At 66.3% G+C, this 22,944-nt stretch carries 20 protein-coding genes; 14 read left to right on the top strand and 6 right to left on the bottom strand.

Annotation, left to right across the window (positions count from 1 at the left end):
* Window positions 1-14 precede the first annotated feature (14 nt).
* From F8G81_RS18095 to F8G81_RS18085, 3 genes are all read left to right on the top strand, one after another.
* Complete coding sequence (locus F8G81_RS18095) at window positions 15-2,090, top strand: PhoX family protein (RefSeq protein WP_267276032.1); 2,076 nt, start codon at window positions 15-17, stop codon at window positions 2,088-2,090.
* A 193-nt stretch (window positions 2,091-2,283) separates the two neighbouring features.
* Entirely contained in the window at window positions 2,284-4,107 is a 1,824-nt protein-coding gene (gene menD, locus F8G81_RS18090) for a 2-succinyl-5-enolpyruvyl-6-hydroxy-3-cyclohexene-1-carboxylic-acid synthase (RefSeq protein WP_416377065.1), read from the top strand.
* A 222-nt stretch (window positions 4,108-4,329) separates the two neighbouring features.
* Entirely contained in the window at window positions 4,330-5,304 is a 975-nt protein-coding gene (locus tag F8G81_RS18085) for a type IV toxin-antitoxin system AbiEi family antitoxin domain-containing protein (RefSeq protein WP_267276031.1), read from the top strand.
* Between the two features lie 74 nt (window positions 5,305-5,378).
* Here F8G81_RS18085 and F8G81_RS18080 read toward each other — a convergent pair whose 3' ends face one another.
* From F8G81_RS18080 to F8G81_RS18065, 4 genes are all read right to left on the bottom strand, one after another.
* Window positions 5,379-6,182 (bottom strand): amino acid ABC transporter ATP-binding protein, encoded by an 804-nt coding sequence (locus tag F8G81_RS18080; protein WP_267276030.1) that lies wholly within the window; start codon window positions 6,180-6,182, stop codon window positions 5,379-5,381.
* A gap of 12 nt (window positions 6,183-6,194) precedes the next feature.
* Window positions 6,195-6,986 (bottom strand): amino acid ABC transporter permease, encoded by a 792-nt coding sequence (locus tag F8G81_RS18075; RefSeq protein WP_267276029.1) that lies wholly within the window; start codon window positions 6,984-6,986, stop codon window positions 6,195-6,197.
* Window positions 6,987-7,116: 130 nt separating this feature from the next.
* Window positions 7,117-7,920 carry an ABC transporter substrate-binding protein gene (locus tag F8G81_RS18070; RefSeq protein ID WP_267276028.1) on the bottom strand — a complete coding sequence of 268 codons (804 nt, stop codon included), beginning with the start codon at window positions 7,918-7,920 and terminating at the stop codon, window positions 7,117-7,119.
* Window positions 7,921-8,182: 262 nt separating this feature from the next.
* On the bottom strand, window positions 8,183-9,592 hold the full coding sequence (locus F8G81_RS18065) for an isochorismate synthase (RefSeq protein WP_267276027.1): 1,410 nt from the start codon (window positions 9,590-9,592) through the stop codon (window positions 8,183-8,185).
* Between the two features lie 135 nt (window positions 9,593-9,727).
* Here F8G81_RS18065 and F8G81_RS18060 point away from each other — a divergent pair, with 135 nt between their 5' ends.
* The 4 genes from F8G81_RS18060 to F8G81_RS18045 all read left to right on the top strand — a co-directional run bounded on the left by F8G81_RS18060 (window position 9,728) and on the right by F8G81_RS18045 (window position 14,213).
* Window positions 9,728-10,522, top strand: coding sequence for a demethylmenaquinone methyltransferase (locus tag F8G81_RS18060; RefSeq protein ID WP_267276026.1), 795 nt, complete (start codon window positions 9,728-9,730; stop codon window positions 10,520-10,522).
* Window positions 10,523-10,527: 5 nt separating this feature from the next.
* Window positions 10,528-11,871 carry a geranylgeranyl reductase family protein gene (locus F8G81_RS18055; protein WP_267276025.1) on the top strand — a complete coding sequence of 448 codons (1,344 nt, stop codon included), beginning with the start codon at window positions 10,528-10,530 and terminating at the stop codon, window positions 11,869-11,871.
* Window positions 11,868-12,968, top strand: coding sequence for a polyprenyl synthetase family protein (locus F8G81_RS18050; RefSeq protein ID WP_267276024.1), 1,101 nt, complete (start codon window positions 11,868-11,870; stop codon window positions 12,966-12,968). Before F8G81_RS18055 ends, F8G81_RS18050 begins: the two co-directional genes overlap by 4 nt.
* A gap of 408 nt (window positions 12,969-13,376) precedes the next feature.
* The gene (locus F8G81_RS18045) at window positions 13,377-14,213 is read left to right on the top strand and encodes a type IV toxin-antitoxin system AbiEi family antitoxin domain-containing protein (protein WP_267276023.1); all 837 of its coding nucleotides are present in this window, start codon (window positions 13,377-13,379) and stop codon (window positions 14,211-14,213) included.
* 111 nt (window positions 14,214-14,324) lie between these two features.
* On the opposite strand, the gene F8G81_RS18040 is transcribed toward F8G81_RS18045, so the two are convergent.
* Window positions 14,325-14,747 (bottom strand): hypothetical protein, encoded by a 423-nt coding sequence (locus F8G81_RS18040; protein WP_267276022.1) that lies wholly within the window; start codon window positions 14,745-14,747, stop codon window positions 14,325-14,327.
* Window positions 14,748-14,761: 14 nt separating this feature from the next.
* The gene (locus F8G81_RS18035; RefSeq protein ID WP_267276021.1) at window positions 14,762-15,430 is read right to left on the bottom strand and encodes a trimeric intracellular cation channel family protein; all 669 of its coding nucleotides are present in this window, start codon (window positions 15,428-15,430) and stop codon (window positions 14,762-14,764) included.
* A gap of 61 nt (window positions 15,431-15,491) precedes the next feature.
* Between F8G81_RS18035 and F8G81_RS18030 the strand changes: the two genes are divergently transcribed.
* The 7 genes from F8G81_RS18030 (at window position 15,492) to F8G81_RS18000 (ending at window position 22,827) form a co-directional block, all read left to right on the top strand.
* Window positions 15,492-16,226, top strand: coding sequence for a sirohydrochlorin chelatase (locus F8G81_RS18030; RefSeq protein WP_267276020.1), 735 nt, complete (start codon window positions 15,492-15,494; stop codon window positions 16,224-16,226).
* Between the two features lie 168 nt (window positions 16,227-16,394).
* Window positions 16,395-18,143: a nitrite/sulfite reductase gene (locus F8G81_RS18025; protein WP_267276019.1), complete on the top strand. Its 1,749-nt coding sequence runs from the start codon at window positions 16,395-16,397 to the stop codon at window positions 18,141-18,143.
* Window positions 18,140-18,880 (top strand): phosphoadenylyl-sulfate reductase, encoded by a 741-nt coding sequence (locus F8G81_RS18020; protein WP_267276018.1) that lies wholly within the window; start codon window positions 18,140-18,142, stop codon window positions 18,878-18,880. Before F8G81_RS18025 ends, F8G81_RS18020 begins: the two co-directional genes overlap by 4 nt.
* Window positions 18,877-19,824 (top strand): sulfate adenylyltransferase subunit CysD, encoded by a 948-nt coding sequence (cysD, locus tag F8G81_RS18015; protein WP_267276017.1) that lies wholly within the window; start codon window positions 18,877-18,879, stop codon window positions 19,822-19,824. Before F8G81_RS18020 ends, cysD begins: the two co-directional genes overlap by 4 nt.
* Window positions 19,825-21,264, top strand: coding sequence for a sulfate adenylyltransferase subunit 1 (locus tag F8G81_RS18010; RefSeq protein ID WP_267276016.1), 1,440 nt, complete (start codon window positions 19,825-19,827; stop codon window positions 21,262-21,264).
* 118 nt (window positions 21,265-21,382) lie between these two features.
* Window positions 21,383-21,820 carry a hypothetical protein gene (locus F8G81_RS18005; RefSeq protein WP_267276015.1) on the top strand — a complete coding sequence of 146 codons (438 nt, stop codon included), beginning with the start codon at window positions 21,383-21,385 and terminating at the stop codon, window positions 21,818-21,820.
* Window positions 21,784-22,827 (top strand): IS3 family transposase, encoded by a 1,044-nt coding sequence (locus F8G81_RS18000; RefSeq protein ID WP_267276014.1) that lies wholly within the window; start codon window positions 21,784-21,786, stop codon window positions 22,825-22,827. The genes F8G81_RS18005 and F8G81_RS18000 overlap by 37 nt, the downstream gene beginning before the upstream one ends.
* Window positions 22,828-22,944 lie beyond the last annotated feature (117 nt).

The following is a 22,944-nucleotide window of genomic DNA, read 5'->3' as shown; positions in this document are numbered from 1 at the left end:
CTTGGAAGGCCCCCATGTCTGAAACGACAGCCCGCAAGTTCACCCTGCTGCCCATGCTTGGCCATACAAAGGGCAAGCGCAGCGCCGTCACCTGCGCCCTGAAGTGCGACAACGCCTGCGCCGGCGACGTCTGCAACACGAGTTCCAACAGCTACTTCCGCGACATCGCCTCCGCCACAATGTCCCGCCGCGCCGCCCTGGGCTTTGGGGCCGCCGGTGCGCTCGCCGTCGTGCTCGGTGGAAACCTGGCCTCAGCGGAACCGGCTACCGCCGGCGGACTGTCGCCCGCCGCCAAAGAGGGTTTTGCAAAGTCCAAGCTCCAGTTCACGGCCATCGCGCCTGTTGATGCCGCCGTCGACGCCGTCACCGTTCCGGAGGGCTTCACCTGGAAGCCGGTGATCCGCTGGGGCGATCCGATCTTCAACGGTGCGCCGGCCTTTGACCTGAACAACCAGACGGCTGCCGCGCAGGAGCAGCAGTTCGGCTACAACAACGACTACACGGACATCCTGGAGATCCCGGGCAGCAAGGGACGCCGGGCGGTGCTGTTCGCCAACCACGAGTACACCAACGAGAACATCATGTTCCCGGCCACCATGCCGGCAGCCCAGATGCGCGCCGTGGGGGCTGCCGCGCACGGGCTCTCCGTGGTGGAACTCGAGCGGAAGAACAAGAACACGCCGTGGACGTACGTCAAGGGCGCCGGGCTGAACCGCCGCTACCTGAACTCCACCGTTTACGAACTGACAGGTCCGGCCGCCGGCTCGTCGCTGGTTAAGACCGTTGCGGACCCGGACGGCCGCTTCATCAAGGGAACCCTGGGCAACTGCGCCGGCGGCACCACCCCGTGGGGCACCATCCTGTCCGGCGAGGAGAACTTCCAGGGCTACTTCGCCGGCAACGGCACGTCCGCCGGGGACAAGCGCTACGGCATCACCTCCAAGCCCACCGCGCGCCAGTGGGAACTGGACGATCCCCGCTTCGACACCCGCAACGCCGGCTACGAAAATGAGGCCAACCGCTTCGGCTGGATCGTGGAAGTTGACCCGTTCGACCCCACCTCCACCCCCAAGAAGCACTCGATGCTGGGCCGCTTCAAGCACGAAGGCGCCAACGTCATCATTGCCGAGTCCGGGCACGTGGTGGCCTACTCCGGGGACGACGAGCGCTTCGACTACCTCTACAAGTTCGTCTCCCGCGATAAGTACCGCGAAGGCGACCGGGCGCACAACATGACCCTCCTGTCCGCCGGCAGCCTGTACGTGGCAAAGTTCACCGGCAACTCACCGGCCTCCGAGATCACCGGCACCGGCGCTGTTCCCGCCGACGGCGCCTTTGACGGCACCGGCGAGTGGCTGCCGCTGGTGGTGGACGGCGTCTCCGCCCTGCCGGACATGTCTGTGGAGGAAGTGTTGGTGTACACCCGCCTCGCCGCCGACAAGGTGGGCCCCACCAAGATGGACCGTTGCGAGGACGTGGAGCCGAACCCCTTCACCGGCAAGGTTTACGTGGCCTGCACCAACAACTCCAACCGCGGTGTGGGGTCCAACGAGGCCGCCACCGAGGTCAACCCGCGCAACCAGAACCGCGACGGCCACATCGTGGAAATCATCGAAACCGGCGGCCAGACCTCCACTAAATTCGCCTGGAACCTGCTGATGGTTTGCGGCGATCCGGCCCAGGGTGACGTCACCTACTTCTCCGGCTTCCCCGTGGACAAGGTCTCGCCCATCTCCTGCCCGGACAACCTGGCCTTCGACTCCGTGGGCAACCTCTGGATCTCCACCGACGGCGCCCCCTCCGGCATCGGCAAGGCGGACGGTCTGTTCAAGGTCACCCTGGACGGCGCCGAGCGCGGCAAGGTGGAACAGTTCCTCGCCGTCCCGCGCGACGCCGAAACCTGCGGACCCATCATCCACGACGCCGAGCGGACCGTTTTCGTCTCCGTCCAGCACCCGGGGGAGGACGGCTCGTTCGACGCGCAGGTCTCCTTCTTCCCGGACTACGTTGCTGCAGGGGCGACTCCGGCAGCCGGCCAGGCGCGCGCCCCGCGTCCGTCGGTGATCCAGGTGTTCCGCACGGACGCCTAGGTCCCTTCCGTCCGTCCCTCCTCTCCAGACGCTCTCTCACTTTCTGCAGGTTTCTGGGCAACGCTCTCTCACTTTTCCATCCCGCTGCGGCGGGAGATGAGAGAGCGTCGCCCGTTTTCCAGCATTAAGTGAGAGAGCGTTGGGCTTTAAGCGACAGGAAGTGAGAGAGCGTCGGGGGTGGCAGACTGGATTGGTGACTTCGCTCAACGAACCTGCCCCCGACGCCCCAGCCGACGGGGAGACAGCGCCCGTACGTCCTGCGACGCCGTTGGGGTCGCTGGCGGCAGCGCGGATCGCCGTCGACGCCTTGATCGACGGCGGCGTCCAGCACGTGGTGGTGGCGCCGGGCTCCCGCTCCGCACCGATGGCTTATGCCCTAGCCGAGGCTTCTGCGGCCGGACGGGTTGAGCTGCTGGTCCGGATCGACGAACGCAGCGCCGGCTTCACAGCACTGGGCCTGGCACTGTCCACGGGCTCCCCGGCAGCCGTGCTCACAACGTCTGGGACCGCCGTCGGGAATCTTCTGCCGTCTGTGATGGAAGCCAACCACGCAGCCGTTCCGCTGGTGGTGGTGTCCGCCGACCGGCCCGAGGAGCTTCGCGGCACGGGCGCCAACCAGACCACCATCCAGCTGGACCTGTTCGGCGAGCACGTCCGCTTCGCCGCCGACGTCGCCGCCGGCACCAGCCCGCTCCGCGCCGTGGAGACTGCGCTCGCCGCTGCCACCGGCGCGTTCTCGGACCTCGCACCGGGCCCGGTCCAGCTGAACCTCGCCTTCCGCGACCCGCTGGTTCCCTCGCCGGAGGACCAGCTCCCGACGGCGGCCGGCCGGCAGCGCTTCCGGATCGGCACCGATCCCCTCACCATGAGCCTGCCACCCGCCGCCGAAACCCTGCCGGAGCGCCGGACCGTGGTGCTTGCGGGGCACGACGCCGGTCCCGTCGCCGAGGCGTTCGCGCGCGCCCACGGCCTTCCGCTGCTTGCCGAACCGTCCTCCAACGCGCGCTTCGGGCCGAATGCCGTGGGCCCGTACCGGCTGCTGCTGGAGCACTTCGGTCCCGCTGCCGCCCTTCCCATTGAGCGGGTGGTGGTGTTCGGCCGGCCCACCCTTTCCCGGCCCGTCGCCGCATTGCTGGCCCGGGCGGATGTGCCTTCCGCGCTGTACCAGCCGGTTCCGGTGGCCTGGTACGAGCCCGGGCGCCGCACGGAACTTCCGCTGGAAAGCCTGGCCGACCTCGCCGACTTTGCCGGCCGCGGCCCGTCCGCCTGGCTTGATGCCTGGCTCCTGGCCGGATCCGCTGCGCAACACGCACTGGATGGTGTGCTGGCCTCAGGTCAGGCGGGCACCCCGGCAGGCGCGTCCGGTGCTGCCTCCGGTGAAGCCGCAGGCGGGTCCAGTCCCGCCACCGGTCCGTCCGTGGGAGCTCAGGTGTGGAAGCATGCCCGGGGGCAGCTGCTGCTGGGTTCCTCCAACGGGATCCGCGACGTTGACCTGTCCGGCCTGCCCGCCCCCGAACCCGCCGCTACCGTGTACGCCAACCGCGGCCTGGCCGGGATCGACGGCACCATCTCCACAGCCACCGGAATCGCCCTGGGCGGGCGGCAGGAAACCACAGTCCTGCTGGGCGACGTCACCTTCCTGCACGACGCCGGCGGTCTGCTCCTAGGCTCCGGCGAGGACGAGCCCGATCTGCGGATTGTGGTGCTCAACGACTCCGGCGGTGCCATATTCGGGCTGCTGGAACACGGCGCGGTGGATGAAGCCGGGCGGTACGGGGACACCGTCGAGCGGCTCTTCGGCACCCCCCACAGTGTGGACATCGCGGCACTCGCCGCGGCATACGGCGTCGGGCATTGCTCGGTCAGCACCACCGCGGCCCTTGCCGAAGCGCTGGCCCAGCCGATCAAGGGCCGGAGCATCATCGAGGTGCACACCGACCGCCACTCCTTGAGGCAGCTGCACGCCACCATCAAGGCCGCGGTGTCCGCCGCCGTCGCAGGGGTCCTCGTCCGGTAGGCGACGCGCCTGCCACCTGACGACCCGCCTCCCGCCTCACGACGCGTCTGTTCCCTAGCGCGGCGCCCGCCACCTGACGATGCGCCTATTCCTTGGCGCGGCCCGTGTTTCCCTCGCGCCAGGGAGCGTGCGCGTCGAAAAAGAACAGGTGGGTCGACGGCGTTCTCCACATAGCGGCGCCTGAACCTGTTGGCGGGACGTCGCGGCTGGCATCGTCACGGTATGACAGAGTTGCCGCCCCTACTCCTGGCCCGTGACCGCATCCTGCACGGGCTGAGACCCAACGAATTAGCCAGGCGGGTGAAAGCCGGATCCCTTGTTCGGGTGAGGCGCGGCGTCTATACCGACGGCGCGTCGTGGCGGAAGCTTTATCCCTGGGAGCAGTACCGGCTCCGCATCCAGGCCGCGGCGGAAACCTTCGAGGCTCCCACCGTGTTCGCCCGGCACTCGGCGGCGAGTGTGTGGGGGATTCCCACCGTCGGCCTGCACCACCCGGTTCAGGCGCTGACACTTAAGAACGACGGCGGCCGGTCCCGTGCCGGAGTCAGCCGCCACTATGCGGATCCCTCAGGACTGACCGTGGTCCGGCGGGAGGGCCTGCTGGTCACCGGGCGGATTCGCACCGTCCTTGACCTTGCCGCGTTCACCCCGTTCACGTCAGCGGCCGCGCCCCTGGACCATGTGCTGAAGCCGGACCAGACCATGCGGCTGCGTGCCCTGAGCAAGGATGAGCTGGAGGCAGGCATCGGATCGGCCTACAGTTCAGCGGCCCAGGGAAGGATCCGGGCAGCCATTGCCTTCGCTGATCCCTTGTCCGGCTCGGCAGGGGAGTCCTACAGCCGCGCCCTGATGCATGTGGCCGGCTTCGAGCCTCCGGTCCTGCAGCATGCCATTCACGACGCTGACGGACTGGTGGGGTACACCGACTTCTACTGGAAGAAGGCAAGGGTGGTTGGCGAGTTCGATGGCGTGGCCAAGTACATCAAACCCGAGTTCCTCAAGGGACGGACCCCATCCCAGGCGGTGGTGGATGAGAAGAACCGCGAGAACCGCGCCCGTGCCCTGGGGTTCAATGTGGTGCGGTGGGACTGGTCTGAGCTGATGGAGCCCGGAGTGCTGGAACGCAAGCTGGCCGCGGGTGGCGTGCCCCGCCGTCGTACGCGTTCTGGTAATTTCGACGCGCTAAAAGCGCCATGACGCGCTCATGCCCTGTCGCTAGGGATAAACCACTAGCGCCAGGGCAGAAGCGCGTCGAAAAGAACTTAGCGCGTCTATTCCTCGATTTCGATGTGCGTCGGGTCCAGGACGCGGCGCAGGAATTCCTTGGTGCGGGCCTGGGTGGGTGCGCCGACAACCTGCTCAGCTGCGCCTTCCTCCACCACCACGCCGCCGTCCATGAACACCACACGGTCCGCCACTTCACGGGCGAAGCCCATCTCGTGGGTCACCACCAGCATGGTCATGCCCTCCTTGGCGAGGTTCCGCATGACCGAAAGGACGTCGCCCACGGTTTCCGGGTCCAGGGCGGACGTGGGCTCATCAAAGAGCATCAGCTCCGGGTCCATGCTCAGCGCCCGGGCAATGGCAACGCGCTGCTGCTGGCCGCCGGAGAGCTGGTCCGGGAAGCGGTCGGCAAGATGACCCAGCCCCACGCGCTCGAGGTTGTGCATGGACACCTTGTCCGCCTCGGCCTGGGAGCGTTTGAGCACCTTGGTCTGGGCGATGGAGCAGTTGCGCTTCGCGTCCAGGTGCGGGAAGAGGTTGAACTGCTGGAAGACCATGCCCACCTTGCGGCGCATCTTGTCGATGTCCACGTCGGGATCGGTGGCCTCGAAGCCGCCCACCTGGATGGTGCCCTCGTTGGGCTGCTCCAGCAGGTTGACGCAGCGCAGCAGGGTGGACTTGCCGGAGCCGGAGGGGCCGATCAGGCACACCACCTCACCCGGCGCCACCTCCAGGCTGATGCCCTTGAGGACCTCGTTGGTGCCGTAGGACTTGCGCAGGTTCTGGATTGACACACCGGCTGCGTTGATTATTGCGGTTCCCCCGCCGGAGGAATGTACGACGTCGTTCATTGACTTCCCTGCCTATCGCTTGGTCCGCGCGGAGCGGCTTTCGAACTTCCGGGCCAGGAGGCTCAGCGGGATGGTGATGACCAGGTAGAAGGCGCCGGCCACCAGGAGCGGCGTCAGGCCGGCACCCAGGCTGGAGATGCCGTCGCGGCCGAATTTGGTGAGCTCGTACTGCGAGGCGGTCAGGCCCAGGACGTAGATCAGCGAGGAATCCTTGGTCAGCAGGATGACCTCGTTGGTCAGCGGCGGCAGCACAATCTTGAAGGCCTGCGGGATGACGATGGAGACCATGGCGCGCCACTGCGGCATGCCGAGCGAGCGGGCGGCTTCCAGCTGGCCCTTGGGCACAGCCTGCAGTCCGGCGCGGAGGGTTTCGGCGATGTACGCCGCGGCCACCATGCCCAGCGAGACCATCACCACAATGGTGACGTTCCAGGAGACGCCGAAGGCCAGCGGGACACCGTAACCGAAAGCGATGAACACCAGCAGGGCCGGGATGCCGCGGAAGAACTCGATGTAGCCGGTGGCGATCCAGCGGTACACCGGGAAGCTGGAGAGCTTCATCAGCGCCAGGACCAGGCCGCCGGAGAGGCCCACGACGAAGCCCAGGAACGTGTAGATCAGGGTGTTTTTCAGGCCGATTATGAAGATGTTGGGGAACATCGGATCGATCTTGCCGAAGTTGAAGACGCTGTTTCCGATCGTCTCCCAGTCGGTGGCCAGAATCAGCGCGGCCACGGCCACAATAAAGATTCCGGCCTGGACGTACAGGCTCACTCTGGCCCGTTCACGTGCGGTCATTGCCAAGGGGTGCTCACATTCGTTGTGCGTGGCTGGGGCCCCGGACGGGTGGGGTACAGCTCGTCCGGGGCCCCAACTGCGTAGTTCTCAGGGCTGCGAAGGTCTCAGGCCGGCCTGGATAAGGCCGGAAAGCCCGTTACTTGGCGGTGTCGCCGAACCAGGTTGTCCTGAACTTCTCCAGCGTGCCGTCGTCCGTGAGGCGCTCCAGCGTGACGTTGACGCTCTCGGCCATGGCCTTGTCGCCCTTCTTGATGGCGACTCCGAGCTTCTCGCCGGTGGCAAACTTCTCCACGCTCTCGAAATCGTTGTCATCCTTGATGGCGTAGCCGAGGACGGACTGGTTGCCCAGCGCGGCGTCAATGGTTCCGGCTTTGAGTGCCTGGACCAGGAGGCCGGTGTCCTCGAACTGCTGGGCGTCGATCCCCTTCTCGGTGGCGTAATCCGCTCCGGTGGTGGCCTGCTGCACGCCTACCTTCTTACCCTTGGCATCGTCCAGGCTGTTGATGCCCGACTTGTTGCTGGCCACGAGGGCGAGGTCGTCATCAAGGTACGGCGTGGAGAAGTCCATCACTGCCTTGCGGGTTTCCGTGATGGAGATCGAGGAGATGGACACATCGCACTGGGTGAGGGCGGTGCCGGTTTCGATCGCTTCGAAGGAGCTGTCCACGATGCTCAGTTCGGCGTCGAGGTCCTTGGCAATTTCCTTGGCGATGTCGATGTCGTAGCCCACCGTCTCGCCGTCCTTCTCGAATTCGAAGGGCTCGTAGGGGATGTCGGAGCAGACCGTAAGCTTGCCGGAGTTGATGAGCTTAACACCGCCCTCGGTGGCTGCCGGTGTGGTGCTTCCGCCGCCGCATGCCGTGAGGGTGAGGGCACCGGCGGCGAGGATTGCTGCTGCCTTGGCGGCAATTTTGGCCGTGGCCAGGGACTTGAGCTGCATGTTTCTTACCTTTTGTTGCAGGAGTATGCGGTACTAAATCGGTTCATAGTGTAGCCCGAATACGAGATGTGCATCACAGGAAACTTAGTTTCACTATTGGATAACTAAATCACGGCTGAAATCAAGCCCAAAGAACATGGGAGTGTCTCGCATCCCGGACTCCTCCCAACTGGGTAGCGCTATCTGTCGTTATGGGCCGTCAAAACGACAGATAGCGCTACCCAGTTGGGTGTGTGGGGGCGGGGGAGTTGGGGGCGGAGCGTTAGCTGTTGATGCCCAGCGACTCGAGCATCGGCCGGAACTTGGCCCAGGTTTCGGCGAGCTCCGCCTCGGGCTGGGAGCCGTCCACGATCCCGCAGCCGGCGTACAGCCGCACGGTATGCGGGTCCTCGATGACGGCGCCGCGCAGGGCAATGCCCCACTCGCCGTTGCCCGCCGCGTCCAGCCACCCCACCGGCCCCGCATAAGGGCCGCGGTCCAGGTGTTCGAGTTTGCGGATGAGCGCCCCGGCAACCAGCGTGGGGGTTCCGCACACGGCCGCCGTGGGGTGCAGCGCGTTGATCAGGGCCAGACAGGTGGGCACGTGGCCCTCTACCTCGGTCAGCTCAGCCTTCACGTCCGACGCCAGGTGCCACACGTTGGGGAGCTCCAAAATAAACGGTTCGTCGTGCGCGTTCATGGCCTCGGAGAACGGCGCCAGCTGGGACGTCAGCGACTGGATGGCGATCTCGTGCTCGTGCCGCTGCTTCTCGGACCCGGCCAGGACCCGTTCGGCGTATTCCATGGGGATGCCGGCCTCGCCATGCGCGTCGCGGCGGTCCAGGGTCCCCGCCAGCACGCGCGCCTGGGCGGTGCGGCCCTCCACCTGGATCAGCATCTCCGGCGTGGCCCCCACCAGCCCGTCCACCCCGTACGTCCAGCATTCGCGGTAGCGCGCGGACAGTTCGCGGAGCACTTGGGCAGCATTGACGCCGGTTGGAACGGTGGCCACAATGTCTCGCGCCAGCACCAGTTTTTCGAGGGCACCGGTCTGGATTTCGGCCACCCCGGCGGCGACGGCGGCCATCCAGTCTTCCTCGCTGAGCGAGCCAGTGTGCAGTGTTGCGCCGGCAGCCAAAGGCAGGGGACGTACGACGGCGGCGCCTGCCTTTGCGGGAAGGTCACCGCTGGGGGCGTCACTACCGGGCGCATCGCCAGGAGAGGAGGCGAGGGACACAGCAGAGCTGCCGCCGCTCAGCCAGCGTTCCAGGGCAGCGAGGGCGCCCGCCTCGGTGAGTTCGCCGTCGTCGAACGTTAACTGGGTGAGCCAGTAACTGCCGTCACGGACCCCCACCACAATCTCCGGCACAATCAAGCGGGACTCGTGGGCCGATTTCTTGGAAAAGGCAAAGGAGCCGAAGGCGACGGGGCCCGTGCCGGGGAGCTCAACGGCGTCGGTGATGTTGGCTTCCAGGACCAGGTGGCGCCACCAGATGTCGGCTTCGAGGAAGCGGTCCGGGCCGGTGGCGGTAAACCGGGTGATCTCCCCGAATCCCACCAGTCCGGCTTCGCGCCGGGTCCAGCAAAGGACGTCGTCCCGGACCAGAAACTGCGGCAGCCCCCCGGGAGATGCTGTGCCATCCAGGGGGATCGTCAGGGTTTTGATAACGCCGGTGCGGAACGTGCTCGTCATGATTGCTCAACAGTACTTGAAAGTACTGCCTATGCTCAGTACCTCTAAGTACCCATAAGCGCAATCAACCAGCCGTAAAGCCGGCCGAATTCCGCGTGGTTCGTCGGCCCGCCTAACGTTTGAGACAATGTCATGGTGAACCGAGCATCCTTGGATAAGCGTCCGGACGAAGTAGCCACGATGTTTGACGACGTCGCACCTAAATACGACGTCGTCAACGATGTCCTCTCCATGGGGCAGACCCGCCGCTGGCGCAAGGTTGTGGTGGAAGCGATGGAGGTCTCGCGGGGCCAACGGGTGCTTGACCTGGCTGCGGGAACGGGCACCTCCAGCGAGCCATATGCCGACGAAGGCATAGACGTGGTGGCCTGCGACTTCTCCCTCGGAATGCTCAAGGTGGGCAAGCGGCGCCGCCCGGACATTGACTTCATCGCCGGTGACGCCACCAACCTTCCCTTCGCGGACAACACCTTTGACGCCAGCACCATCTCGTTCGGGCTGCGCAACGTCAACGAGCCCAAGAAGGCCCTTGCCGAGATGCTCCGCGTCACCAAGCCCGGCGGCAAGCTGGTCATCGCCGAGTTCTCCCAGCCCGTGGTGCCGCTCTGGCGCAACCTGTACACCGAGTACCTGATGCGTGCGCTGCCTGCCATCGCCGTGAAGGTGGCCTCCAACCCGGACGCCTACGTTTACCTGGCCGAGTCCATTCGCGCCTGGCCTGACCAGGACCACCTGGCGGCCTGGCTGCAGGAATCCGGCTGGGAAAACGTGACCTACCGCAACCTCACCGGCGGGATCGTGGCGGTGCACCGCGCGTTCAAGCCGGCTTCGTCGGACACGGCAGGGCCCGACGCCGCTGCTGCCGCCATCGCCGCGAACAAGGGTCCCGTCGCCAAGCTCCGCCGCAACATCACGCGCAGCCCGCGCTGACCGGTGTGAATGTTCTGATTGTCGGCGCGGGGCCGGCCGGCTCCACCGCTGCGTACTACCTTGCCCGGGCGGGCATTTCCGTGACCGTCCTGGAGAAGACCAGCTTCCCGCGCGAGAAGGTCTGCGGCGACGGCCTCACCCCGCGCGCTGTCCGTGAGATCCAGAAGCTGGGCCTGCCGCACCCTGAGTCGGATGGCTGGCGCCGCAACAAGGGCCTGCGCCTGATCGCGGGCGGGCGTACCATCGAGCTGCCCTGGCCCGAGGTCAGCGACTTTCCGCAGTATGGCCTGATCCGCACCCGCCTGGGCTTCGACGAGGAACTGGCCCGCCATGCGCAGGCCGCCGGGGCCGAGATCCTGGAGCGGCACAGCGTCACCGAAGCCATGCGCAACGAGGACGGCCGCGTGACCGGTGTCCGCGCAGCGCTGCTGGACGAGTCCGGACGGAAGACGGGGGAGACGCGCGAGTTCAGTGCCGACGTCGTCCTCGCCGCGGACGGCAACTCCACCCGGACCGCGGTATCGCTGGGAATCCAGAAGCGTGACGACCGTCCCCTGGGCGTGGCAGTCCGCACCTACTTCACCTCCCCGCGCCACGACGACGACTGGATGGAAGGCTGGCTGGAACTCCCGGGCCGCGACGGCAGCCTGCTCCCCGGCTACGGCTGGGTCTTCGGCGTCGGCGACGGCACCTCCAACGTGGGCCTGGGCATCCTGAACTCGTCCAAGGAATTCGGCAAGCTGGATTACAAGCAGGTCCTGCGCGAATGGACCGCCGGCATGCCCGCCGAGTGGGGCTTCACCCCTGACAACCAGGTGGGGGAGATCCGCGGCGCCGCGCTGCCCATGGGCTTCAACCGCACCCCGCATTACTCGCCCGGCCTCCTGCTCCTGGGCGACGCCGGCGGCATGGTGTCCCCTTTCAACGGTGAGGGCATCTCCTACGCCATGGAGTCCGCGCGCTTTGCGGCCGAGTTCATCACTGACGCCTCCTCACGCTCTTTCGCGGCGGGCGGAACGTACGACGCCGACGCGCACCTTGCGGGGTACGCCGGCTATGTGCGGAACCAGTGGGGCTCGCACTTCACGCTGGGCAGGGCGTTTGCCGCGCTGATCGGAAAGCCCGCCGTGATGAAACTAGCGCTGCGGACCGGGATGCCCATCCCGGTCCTGATGAGGTTTGTGGTGCGGCTGCTGGCCAACCTCACAGACCCCGCCGCCAAGGGCTTCGAGGACCGGGCCATCCGTGTCCTGGAGTCGCTGGTTCCTGCCACCTCCAACACAGCTTCGCGCACCCCAACAGACTCGAATCAGCGGTATCCGCAACAAAAAGTTAGGGTTAACCCGTGACCAACTCCGCAGACCACAGCTGGACGCACGCCGGGCACGGCCTGCCGGACTCCGAACCCAGCCTCAACACCACCGCCATTGCCACGGGACTTCAGCTGCCCGCAGGCTTCGCGGCCATCGCGGAGGATGCCGAGCTGGGCCCCGCCATCACCACCAACCTGGCGCGGGTGGAGAAGAAGCTGCGCGAAGCAATTGCCAACTCCGATCCCCTGGCAGACGCAACGTCGCGTCACCTGGTGGAGGCCGGCGGCAAGCGCATCCGTCCCCTCTTGACGCTGCTGTGTGCCCACCTTGGCGACGCCTCCCTGCCCGCCGTGGTGCAGGCCGCCGTGGTGGTGGAACTGACACACCTGGCCACGCTCTACCACGATGACGTGATGGACTCGGCTCCCTTCCGCCGCGGCGCCCCCACTGCCCACGAGGTCTGGGGAAACTCCGTGGCCGTCCTGACCGGCGACCTCATCTTTGCCCGCGCCTCCATTCTGGTGTCCGAGCTTGGCTCCCGCGCCCTGGGCATCCAGGCCCGCACGTTCGAGCGGCTCTGCCTGGGCCAGCTCCACGAAACCGTGGGGCCGCGCCCGGACGAGGATCCGGTGGAGCACTACCTCTCCGTTATCGCGGACAAGACGGGCTCCCTGGTGGCTGCATCGGGCCAACTTGGTGCCATCTTCGCCGGCGCCGATCCCGCCTACGAGGACCTGCTGGTGGAGTACGGCGAAAAGGTGGGTGTGGCCTTCCAGCTCGCCGACGACGTCATTGATGTCACCGGCGTCAAGGTCAAGTCCGGCAAGTCCCCGGGCACGGATCTGCGCGAAGGTGTGCCCACGCTTCCGGTTCTGTTCCTGCGCCGGGATGCGGCGTCCGGTGACCAGTCCGCCGTCGAACTTTTGAAGCTTATCGACGGCGACCTCACGTCAGATTCTGCCCTGGCTGCCGCGGTGGCCGGGCTGCGGGAACACCCTGTCACGGCCGAGTCATGGGTCGTGGCGCGCGGCTGGGCTGATGAAGCAATTGCTGCCCTGGCGCCGCTGCCCGAGGGTGTTGTGAAGGCCTCGCTGTCCAACTTTGCCCTGGCAGTGGTTGACCGGGCCAGCTAGCCCCGCGCTGGAGTTCCGCGCCTGGAATCCCTAGGCGGCGCGGATCCAGCTGGCGTGTGCTGGACTTAACAATGTGGGCTTAAACGGAATAGCCCCGGCTCGCTGCAACGATACGAGTCATCACGTTGCATTGAACCGAGGCTATTTCTCCGTTCGCATCAAATCCGCCGGAGGCGTTTAGCGGATCCGTGAACAGTCTATGACAGGTTTGTCACAAGATGCAAGCCTGTTGTTACTTCCGATGTCACAGGTTTTCAGCTTCCTTCGTGGGGCACATTGCGGCCATCTGAGGGCGTTTGGCGCTGAAGTTACGGCGTGTCCGTGTCGAAGTGCCCCAGGACCGCTGCTTTGTCCACATGGCCCTATCCCGGACTGCCCACCTGCCGCAGCCAAGGCCACGGTGGAAGCATGGATATTGAAACCTTCCTCTCCCAGCGCGGTGCCGCTCGGACCGCGACGCTCCGTGGCGCCGGGTTCTCGCGGACGTTCCTCGACAAGGCAGTGGCGGCCGGGCGCATCGTCAGGATCCGCCGAGGTATCTACTGCTTGCCGCGGGAGGCGGGTGTGCTCGGCCTGGCGCTGAAGCACAACGCCCTGCTGACCTGTCTGTCGGCTGCCCCCACGTACCGGCTGTGGACACTGCACGAACCAGGTCCTGTGCACCTCAGCCCGGGGCACAAGAAGACCCCACCGGGAACGCTGACCCACGGCCGATGTGCACACGCGGCCCATGCATGGCTGCCGGTGGCGGGTCTGGCTGACGTCCTTATTCATGCGCTGTGGTGCTTGCCGGCTCTGGAGTCGCTGGTCATGGTTCAGTGTGCGGCTCAGCGGGGAGATGTGACCCTGGATTTCCTGCGGCGAAAGCTCCCCGGCAACCGCAACGCTCCCGCCCGCGCAGTGCTGGACAACGTGGTCCCACGGGCGGATTCCCTGCTGGAGGTCCTGGCCAACTACCACTTCCGGCGCGCGGGGCTGCATGTCCGCAGGCACGTGGAACTGCCGGGAGTGGGCGAGGTGGACTTCCTCATTGAGGAGTGCCTGGTGGTGGAAACCGACGGCAATACGCACCTGGAGCCGAGGCAAGTTAAAAAGGACCGAAAACGCAACAACGCCACCCTCATTGGCGGGCGGCTTGGCCTCAGATTCGGTTATGACCACGTCGTCCATCACCCTGAGCGGATGGTGGCAGACGTGTTGGCGGTACTGGAGTTGTGCCGGCGGGGAGCCTTCGGCGCACAGTAAGTGCCGCCGTCGTGGGGCACTTTGGGGCGCGTAACCGCGGAAACAGGCTCAGCGCGCGGCGTGTCCGTGTCGAAGTGCCCCACGACGGCGGGGCCCCAGCCCCGGAAACCCTTAGTCTTCGTCGTTGAAGGCCCACTCGAACATGTCGAAGACGAACTCGGAGAAGGTTCCTTCTTCGTTCTTCCACTGGCCGCGGGCGTTGTTGCGGCGCCACACAATGGGATCGGGAACGCTGAGGTCGCCCACGCGGAAACCCCAGGTGAACTGCTCTTCCTCGTCCTCCATGAACATCAGGAAGCCTTCGTCGTCGACTTCCAGCTCTTCCGGATCCCAGAAATAGTGGTAGGCCTCCATGAGGTCCTCGCAGCCGCCGAGGGCCTGGTAGAACTCGCGCAGGACCAGGGGAACCTGGAATTGGTGTTCGGCGAGGGCTGCATCCAGCTCTTCTGTGGGCAGCCCGTCTTCTTCCTGCCATTCGTCTTCGAGATACTTCGGAACAAGCGCGCGGAATTTCTCGAGGAACATGTCAGTCATGGCTCTTATCCTAGCTAATTTCCGTCCCTCAACTTGCCCTCGTCAACCCCAAGCCGGTGCCAGCCGCGAACAGCCAACGGAATACGCCATGACCGGCGCCAGGCCACCACACGAAAGGTGAAAACCACAGCCGCCACCCCGCACGCCGTGAGCGCTGTGAAGCCGCCCAGGACCCACAGCACCGCGGTCAGCGCCGCGCCGCTGAAGGCCGGCAGCGCATAGAGGTCGCTGGGGTCGAACAGCTGCGGTACCTCATTGGCGGTGATGTCGCGCAGCAGGCCGCCGCCCACCGCCGTCGTGACTCCCAAAAGCACAGCCGCCACCGGGTTGATGCCCAGCGCAAGTGCCTTGAGCGTGCCGGTGATGCAGAACAGGGCCAGCCCGCCGGCGTCGAACAGGGTCAGGAGCGAGGTGAAGCGCTGGACGCTGGAGAAGAGGAAGTAGACCAGCACGGTGGCCAGGACCGGGGGAACCAGGTAGGCGGGGTTGGTGAAGGCGGCCGGGGTGGTGTTGAGGATGATGTCGCGGATCACGCCGCCGCCCAGGGACACAAGGGAGGCCAGGAGCAGCGAGCCCACGAAGTCGAACTGTTTCCGGGCTGCCAGGAGGGATCCGGATACGGCGAAGAAGAAGACGCCGGCCAGGTCCAGCCATACCAGGGCGATGTCAAAAGGGAATGTCATGGAGCGTCCCGGCGGTTTCAAAGAGGGCGGACAGGGCGGCTCCAACGTTACGCTAGCCCCTATGAACAGCCCCATCATGATCGCCTGTGCCCATGGGACGTCCAACCCCCAGGGCGCCGCGGAGGTCAACGCCCTGCGTGACGCCATCGCGGCCCTGCGCCCCGGACTCGACGTGCGCGAGGCGTATGTGGACGTCCAGCAGCCGGATCTTGTGGACGTTGTTGCGGGCCTGCCCGAAGGGGAAAGCGCTGTGGTGGTGCCGCTGCTGCTGAGCGTGGGCTACCACGTGAAGGTGGACATCGCCCGGGCCGTCAAGAGCCGGCCGGGAAGCCTCGCCGCCGCGCCATTGGGCCCGGACCCGCGGCTGGCAGCCCTGTTGGACCAGCGACTGCGCGAAGCGGGCGTCACCGACCGCGACGCCGTCGTCCTTGCCGCCGCGGGGTCCTCCAACCCCAATGCCGCGGTCAGCGTCGAGGAGCTCCTGGGGCACCTGAGCGAGCTGCGGTCCAACAGGATCGTCGCCGCCTACGGGGCGTCCGCCAAGCCCTCGGTGCCCGACGCCGTCGCCATGCTCCGCGAGGAAGCCGAAGGCGGTGCCGGCGCAGGGGAGTCCGCCGGCGGCGTTGACCTGGGCGGCCGCGTGGTGATCGCTTCCTACCTCCTGGCGCCGGGCTACTTCCACGACCAGCTCGCCAAGGCGGGGGCCGACCTCGTGACCGCGCCGCTGCTGCCGTCGCCCGTGCTGGCTGAGATTGCGCTGGAACGCTACGACGCCGCCGTCGCAGCCGCCCGCTAACACCGCCACTAAAACACACCGCCGCCGCTCTCTAGAACACCGCCGCCGAAGCACAGCACGCTGCCGTCTTCAAGGCTGTCCGGCGTTTCGTGACGAAATGTTTCCCTAGGTGACCTAGGGTTTCCGGGACCTTTGTGACGCTATTCGGGTGGGCCCTACAGTCGATGCATGACTGATACAGCTCTAGCCGGAGCGTCCGCGGACTCCGCTGCCTCCAAGCGCCCCGCACGCACCTCTTCCCGCCCTGCCGCCAAGCCGCACGGGCAGTGGAAAGTGGACGGCAAAACCCCGCTGAACGCCAACGAAACCTGGAAACAGGAAGACGACGGCCTTAACGTGCGCGAGCGTATCGAGTCCATCTACTCCAAAGAGGGCTTCGACTCTATCCCCGGCCAGGACCTGCATGGCCGCTTCCGCTGGTGGGGCCTGTACACCCAGCGCAAGCCCGGGATCGACGGCGGCAAGACCGCCACGTTGGAGCCGCACGAGCTTGAGGACAAGTACTTCATGCTCCGGGTCAGGATCGACGGCGGTGCGCTCACCACCGAGCAGCTGCGCGTTATCGGCCAGATCTCGGTTGATTTTGCGCGGGATTCCGCCGACCTCACGGACCGCCAGAACATCCAGCTGCACTGGATCCGGGTGGAAGACATCCCGGAAATCTGGAACCGCCTGGAAGGTGTTGGCCTGTCCACCACCGAGGCCTGCGGCGACGTGCCCCGCGTCATCCTGGGCTCCCCGGTGGCCGGCATCGCCAAGGATGAGATCATCGACCCCACGCCGCTGATTGCTGAGCTGGGCGAACGCTTCATCGGCAACCCGCTGCTCTCCAACCTGCCGCGCAAGTACAAGACTGCCATCACCGGCCACCCCAGCCAGGACGTGGTCCACGAGATCAACGATTTCGCCCTCGTGGGAGTCAAGCACCCCGAGCTGGGCGTGGGCTATGACCTCTGGGCCGGCGGCGCCCTCTCCACCAACCCGATGCTCGGCAAGCGCCTGGGTGCCTTCGTGAAGCCCGAGGAGGCCGCCGAAGTATGGCTCGGCGTCACCAGCATCTTCCGCGACTACGGTTACCGCCGCATGCGCACCAAGGCACGCCTGAAGTTCCTGATGGCTGACTGGGGTCCGGAGAAGTTCCGCCAGATCCTCGAGGACGAATACCTGGGCTACAAGCTGGCCGACGGTCCCGCCGCGCCCAAGCCCACGTCACCGGGTGACCACATCGGCGTGCACGAGCAGAAGGACGGCAAGTTCTTCATCGGCGCCACCCCGCTGGCCGGCCGCCTCTCCGGCGCTGCGCTGGTCAAGCTCGCTGACACGCTCGAGGCCCGCGGCTCCTACCGCCTGCGCACCACGCCGCACCAAAAGCTCGTGGTGCTGGACGTTGCCAAGGAACAGGTTGAGCCGCTGGTAGCTGAGCTGGACGCACTGGGCCTCTCCGCCCGGCCGTCAGTGTTCCGCCGCGGCACCATCGCCTGCACCGGAATCGAATACTGCAAGCTGGCCATCGTGGAAACCAAGGTCACCGCCGCCACCGCGGTCGCCGAACTGGAACGCCGCCTGGCCGACCTCGCCGCGTCCGGCGAACTTCCGCACGCGCTGTCCCTGCACATCAACGGCTGCCCCAACTCCTGCGCCCGCATCCAGACCGCGGACATCGGCCTCAAGGGCATGATGCTGCCAACGCCCGACGGCGACCCCACCCCCGGCTTCCAGGTCCACCTGGGCGGCGGGCTGGCTTCCACCGACCGGGAAGAGGCCGGCCTGGGACGCACCGTCCGCGGGCTCAAGGTTTACGTCGAGGACCTGCCGGACTACGTGGAGCGGGTTGTCCGCTCCTTTGTGGCGAAGCGCTCCGAGAACCAGACGTTTGCCGAGTGGGCACACGCAGCGGACGAGGGGGACCTGCAATGAGCGAAACTCAATCAGTGGCAGGCGCCGCGGCGCCTGCCCTCCGCAGCAAGGACGAGCTCAAGGCGCTGGCTGAATCCGGCGCTGCCGAGCTCGGCTGGGACGCGCCTGCCCGCGACGTCATCGCCTGGGTGGAGCGCAACTTCGACCTGTCCGCAGTGGCCGTCGCCTGCTCCATGGCCGACTCAGTCCTCCCGGCCCTGGTTGCTGACCAGATGCCCGGCGTCGACGTCCTGTTCCTGGAGACCGGCTACCACTTCCCGGAGACCTACGCCACTCGGGACGAGGTGGCAGCAAACCTCCGCGTCAACGTGGTGGACGTGCTCCCGGAGAACACCGTGGAACAGCAGGACCGGCTCCTGGGCAAGGACCTCTTCGCCCGCGACGCCGCCCAGTGCTGCGCCCTCCGCAAAGTTGCCCCGCTGCGCCGTACCCTGGCCGGCTACGAGCTGTGGTTCACCGGCGTCCGCCGCGACGAGTCACCCACCCGCACCAACACACCGCTGGTCACCTGGGACGAGGCCAACGGCCTGGTCAAGGTCAACCCGGTGGCGGCCTGGACGTTCGACCAGCTGGTGCAGTACTCCGATGACAACCTCCTGCCCGTGAACCCGCTGCTTTCCCAGGGTTACCCCTCCATTGGCTGCCAGCCCTGCACCCGGAAGGTGGCGCCGGGAGACGACCCCCGCGCCGGCCGCTGGGCAGGGACCGACAAGACAGAATGCGGACTACACGTATGAGCACTTTCCTAACCGAGGAGCCCACCCAGGTGACCGACGCTGCCGTTTCAACCCGGCTCTCCAGCCTGGACACGCTTGAGTCCGAGGCCATCCACATCATCCGTGAGGTTGTTGCCGAGTTCGAGAAGCCCGCGCTGCTGTTCTCCGGCGGCAAGGACTCCGTGGTGATGCTGCACCTGGCCACCAAGGCGTTCTGGCCCGGCAAGGTTCCGTTCCCCGTGCTGCACGTGGACACCGGCCACAACTTCCCCGAGGTCATCGACTTCCGCGACCGGACGGTGGAGCGGCTGGGACTGAAGCTCGTCGTCGGCTCCGTCCAGGAGTTCATTGACCGCGGCGAACTGGCCGAGCGCGCCGACGGCACCCGCAACCCGCTGCAGACCGTCCCGCTGCTGGACGCCATCCAGCAGAACAAGTTCGACGCCGTCTTCGGCGGCGGCCGCCGTGACGAGGACAAGGCCCGCGCCAAGGAGCGCATCCTGAGCCTCCGCGACGAGTTCGGCCAGTGGGATCCCCGCAACCAGCGCCCCGAGCTGTGGAACCTGTACAACGGCCGCCACACCGTGGGCCAGCACGTCCGGGCATTCCCCATCAGCAACTGGACCGAGCTGGACATCTGGCGCTACATCGAACGCGAGAACATCGAGCTGCCGGGCCTGTACTACGCCCACAACCGCGAAGTGTTTGCCCGCGACGGCATGTGGCGTGCGGTGGGCGAGGTTTCCCAGCCGCTGCCGCACGAGGAAGTCATCATCAAAACGGTCCGCTACCGCACCGTGGGGGACATGTCCTGCACCGGTGCCGTTGAATCGGCCGCAGCCACCGTGAGCGACGTTGTGATTGAAGTTGCCGCCTCCACCATCACCGAACGTGGTGCCACCCGTGCAGATGACCGCATCTCCGAGGCAGCCATGGAAGACCGCAAGAAGGATGGTTACTTCTAAATGAGCACCGAGACTTCACTCCTGGCCGCCGAGCTGGAAACAGCCCTGCCCACCACCCTGTTCCGCTTCGCCACCGCAGGATCGGTCGACGACGGCAAGTCCACTTTGGTGGGCCGCCTCCTGCACGACTCCAAGGCGATCCTGGCCGACCAGCTCGACGCCGTTGCCCGCACCTCAGCGGACCGCGGCTTCGGCGGCGCGGGCGCCACCGGGACCCAGGCGATTGACCTCGCCCTCCTGACCGACGGCCTCCGCGCCGAGCGCGAGCAGGGCATCACCATCGATGTGGCCTACCGCTACTTCGCCACGGACCAGCGCAGCTTCATCCTGGCCGACTGCCCCGGGCACGTGCAGTACACCAAGAACACGGTGACCGGCGCATCCACCGCGGATGCCGTCGTCGTACTCATTGACGCCCGCAAGGGTGTCCTGGAGCAGACCCGCCGGCACCTGTCCGTGCTGCAGCTGCTCCGCGTGGCGCACGTGATCGTGGCTGTGAACAAGATCGACCTGGTGGACTTCAGCGAGTCCGTGTTCCGCGAAATCCAGGCCGACGTGCAGCGGGTGGCGCGCGAGCTGGGCATCGGTTCCGCCGAACTGGGCACCGCGGACCACATCGATGACCTGCTGGTCATCCCCGTGTCCGCGCTCGACGGCGACAACGTGGTGGAGCGCTCCGAGCGCACCCCCTGGTATGACGGTCCCGCCCTGCTGGAGGTCCTGGAGACCCTGCCGGCCGCCGACGAGATCGACACCCAGCTGGAGAGCTTCCGGTTCCCCGTGCAGCTGGTGGTCCGGCCGCAGGGTGCGCTGGCTCCCGACGCCGTTGCTGCCGGCCTGGATGTGGAGGCCTACCGCGACTACCGCGCGTACGCCGGCCAGATCACCGAGGGCTCCGTCAAGGTGGGGGACAAGGTTTCTGTGCTGACCCCCGGCCAGGGCCCCCGCACCACCACCGTGGTGGGCATCGACTTCGCCGGAGCCTCGCTCCAGGAAGCCGCCGCCCCGCAGTCTGTGGCCATCCGCCTGGCCGACGAGTTCGACGTCGCGCGCGGCGACACCATTGCCGCCGCCGGGACCGTCCGCGAATCGTCGGCCGACCTGTACGCTGCCCTGTGCTGGCTCTCACCGAAGCCGCTGCGGGAAGGCGCCAAGGTGCTGGTCAAGCACGGCACCCGCACCGTGCAGGCGCTGGTCCGCAACGTCAGCGGCAAGCTGGACCTGGCGTCGTTCAAACTTGAAGCCACGTCAAGCCTTGAGCTGAACGACATCGGCCACGCGCAGCTCCGGCTCTCCGCCCCGCTGCCGCTGGAGAACTACACGCACCACCGCCGCACCGGCGCGTTCCTGGTGATCGACCCGCTGGACGGCAACACGCTGGCCGCCGGCCTGATCAAGGACCACCCGGGCGACCACGAGGACGAGCGCTACTCCATCTAGTTCCCGCACGAACGGCCCTGCCCCGCACGAACGGTGTTGTCCCCCTGTGTGTCAGGCTCTTGTGTGACAGGTTTTCTGTTTGCACCGGAGGAGACATATGGGACGGGGAAGGTCCCTTATGGATTTTGTTATTCCGGTCCGTCAGTCGAATCGTCGCTTCACTGTTGACGAGAAAAACGCGATTCTGGATGAGAACGAAAAGTGCCTTGAGCTAGGCTCCAAGACCGCCCTTGCGAGGGCGGTCGGAGTCAAGGCCGAGACCATCCGAGAGTGGGCAATCGACCGGGAATCCGGTGATCTGCCGGCCGATTCAAGATGGAAGGATCCGCGATTGAATGCAGGCGATAAGAAGCAACTCAAACGCGTTCTGAAGGAGAACGAGATTCTCAAGGCCAAGCTGGCCAGGTCCGAGGCCGCGGTGGACATCTTGGGAAAAGCTTCCGCGCTCTTGGACGCCATGGCCAAGAGCGCGGCGGCGACCGAACCGCAACTGGAGGAGCCGGAGCCGGGGCGTCCGGAGTGGTTGATGCCAAAGCCTGGAAAGACATCGCCCTGACCTTCGCCCGGAACCTGGTCACGGCCGGCTGGTCAGCGGTCAAAGCCTGCGCCCTGGTTGGCGTGCACCGCACCGCCTGGTACCGGCATCAGAATCCTCCCGGCCTGGCCGGGATCACCGTTCCGCATGTCGACCGTGACTACCCGAACCGGATCACCACGGCCGAGTCCGACGAGTTCATGGGACTGCTTAATTCCGAGGAATACGGGAACCTTTCGGTCACACAGGCCTATTACCGGATGCTGGACGCGGGTTACTGCCCGTTCTCGATCGCCGCAGCGCACCGGATCGTGGCCCGGCATGGGCAGAACGGAGACCGCCGCGAACAACGCACCGGCACCGGGCCCAAAAGAGCCAAACCAGTCCACGCTGCGACGGCTCCGAACCAGCTCTGGAGCTGGGACATCACCACGCTCCACGGCCCCGGCAAACACACCTACAAGCTCTACACAATCATGGACGTGTTCTCCCGCAAGGTCGTCGGTCACCGCGTCGAATACACCGAAACGGCCGCCCTTGCCTCAGCACTTATCAGGGACGCCGTCGCCGACAACAATCACCGGCCCGCCGTGATCCATGCCGACAACGGGGCGCCGATGCGGGCAGCCACGACGTTGGACCTGGCCCGCGCCTTGGGCATCACTTTGTCCTACTCCCGGCCACGGGTCTCTGACGACAACCCCTATTCAGAGGCCTTGTTCAAAACCGTGAAATACGACCTGGACTTCCCCCGCCGGTTCCAAGATCTGCAGCACGCACGGGACCACATGGCGGCGTTCTTCACCGGCTACAACACCCACCACCGCCACAGCGGCCTGAACTACTACACCCCGGACACCGTCCACCATGGACTCGTCCGGCAAGCACGCCAGCAACGCCAAGACACACTCGATACCTGCTACGCCCGCAACCCACACCGATACCGACACAGGCCCGCCGCGCCAGGAGTCCCACTCACAGCGGGCATCAACAACAAACAAACCACCCGGCTGTCACAAACAGCTTGATAAATACCGGTCCCACACCGGTTATGCGGGGCAGAGCCGTCTGTGGCGTGTGGCCAGGTTCGACGGCGGCCCTTGCCTCGCGGCGGCCGCCCCACCATCATCGTGAGTGGGAGGGCA

The organism is Arthrobacter sp. CDRTa11 (assembly GCF_026427775.1).
In the GTDB taxonomy this organism is placed as follows: domain Bacteria; phylum Actinomycetota; class Actinomycetes; order Actinomycetales; family Micrococcaceae; genus Arthrobacter.
The sequence above is the reverse complement of the archived record's forward strand: the minus strand, read 5'-3'. Positions and strand labels throughout refer to the sequence as shown.

What these genes read in the sequence shown, in the direction of transcription:
- F8G81_RS18095 (WP_267276032.1), top strand. Translation starts at nt 15, where the DNA reads ATGTCTGAAACGACAGCCCGCAAGTTCACCCTGCTGCCCATGCTTGGC.
- F8G81_RS18085 (WP_267276031.1), top strand. Translation starts at nt 4,330, where the DNA reads ATGACAGAGTTGCCGCCCCTACTCCTGGCCCGTGACCGCATCCTGCAC.
- F8G81_RS18080 (WP_267276030.1), bottom strand. Translation starts at nt 6,182, where the DNA reads ATGAACGACGTCGTACATTCCTCCGGCGGGGGAACCGCAATAATCAAC.
- F8G81_RS18070 (WP_267276028.1), bottom strand. Translation starts at nt 7,920, where the DNA reads ATGCAGCTCAAGTCCCTGGCCACGGCCAAAATTGCCGCCAAGGCAGCA.
- F8G81_RS18065 (WP_267276027.1), bottom strand. Translation starts at nt 9,592, where the DNA reads ATGACGAGCACGTTCCGCACCGGCGTTATCAAAACCCTGACGATCCCC.
- F8G81_RS18045 (WP_267276023.1), top strand. Translation starts at nt 13,377, where the DNA reads ATGGATATTGAAACCTTCCTCTCCCAGCGCGGTGCCGCTCGGACCGCG.
- F8G81_RS18040 (WP_267276022.1), bottom strand. Translation starts at nt 14,747, where the DNA reads ATGACTGACATGTTCCTCGAGAAATTCCGCGCGCTTGTTCCGAAGTAT.
- F8G81_RS18035 (WP_267276021.1), bottom strand. Translation starts at nt 15,430, where the DNA reads ATGACATTCCCTTTTGACATCGCCCTGGTATGGCTGGACCTGGCCGGC.
- F8G81_RS18030 (WP_267276020.1), top strand. Translation starts at nt 15,492, where the DNA reads ATGAACAGCCCCATCATGATCGCCTGTGCCCATGGGACGTCCAACCCC.
- F8G81_RS18025 (WP_267276019.1), top strand. Translation starts at nt 16,395, where the DNA reads ATGACTGATACAGCTCTAGCCGGAGCGTCCGCGGACTCCGCTGCCTCC.
- F8G81_RS18020 (WP_267276018.1), top strand. Translation starts at nt 18,140, where the DNA reads ATGAGCGAAACTCAATCAGTGGCAGGCGCCGCGGCGCCTGCCCTCCGC.
- cysD (WP_267276017.1), top strand. Translation starts at nt 18,877, where the DNA reads ATGAGCACTTTCCTAACCGAGGAGCCCACCCAGGTGACCGACGCTGCC.
- F8G81_RS18010 (WP_267276016.1), top strand. Translation starts at nt 19,825, where the DNA reads ATGAGCACCGAGACTTCACTCCTGGCCGCCGAGCTGGAAACAGCCCTG.
- F8G81_RS18005 (WP_267276015.1), top strand. Translation starts at nt 21,383, where the DNA reads ATGGATTTTGTTATTCCGGTCCGTCAGTCGAATCGTCGCTTCACTGTT.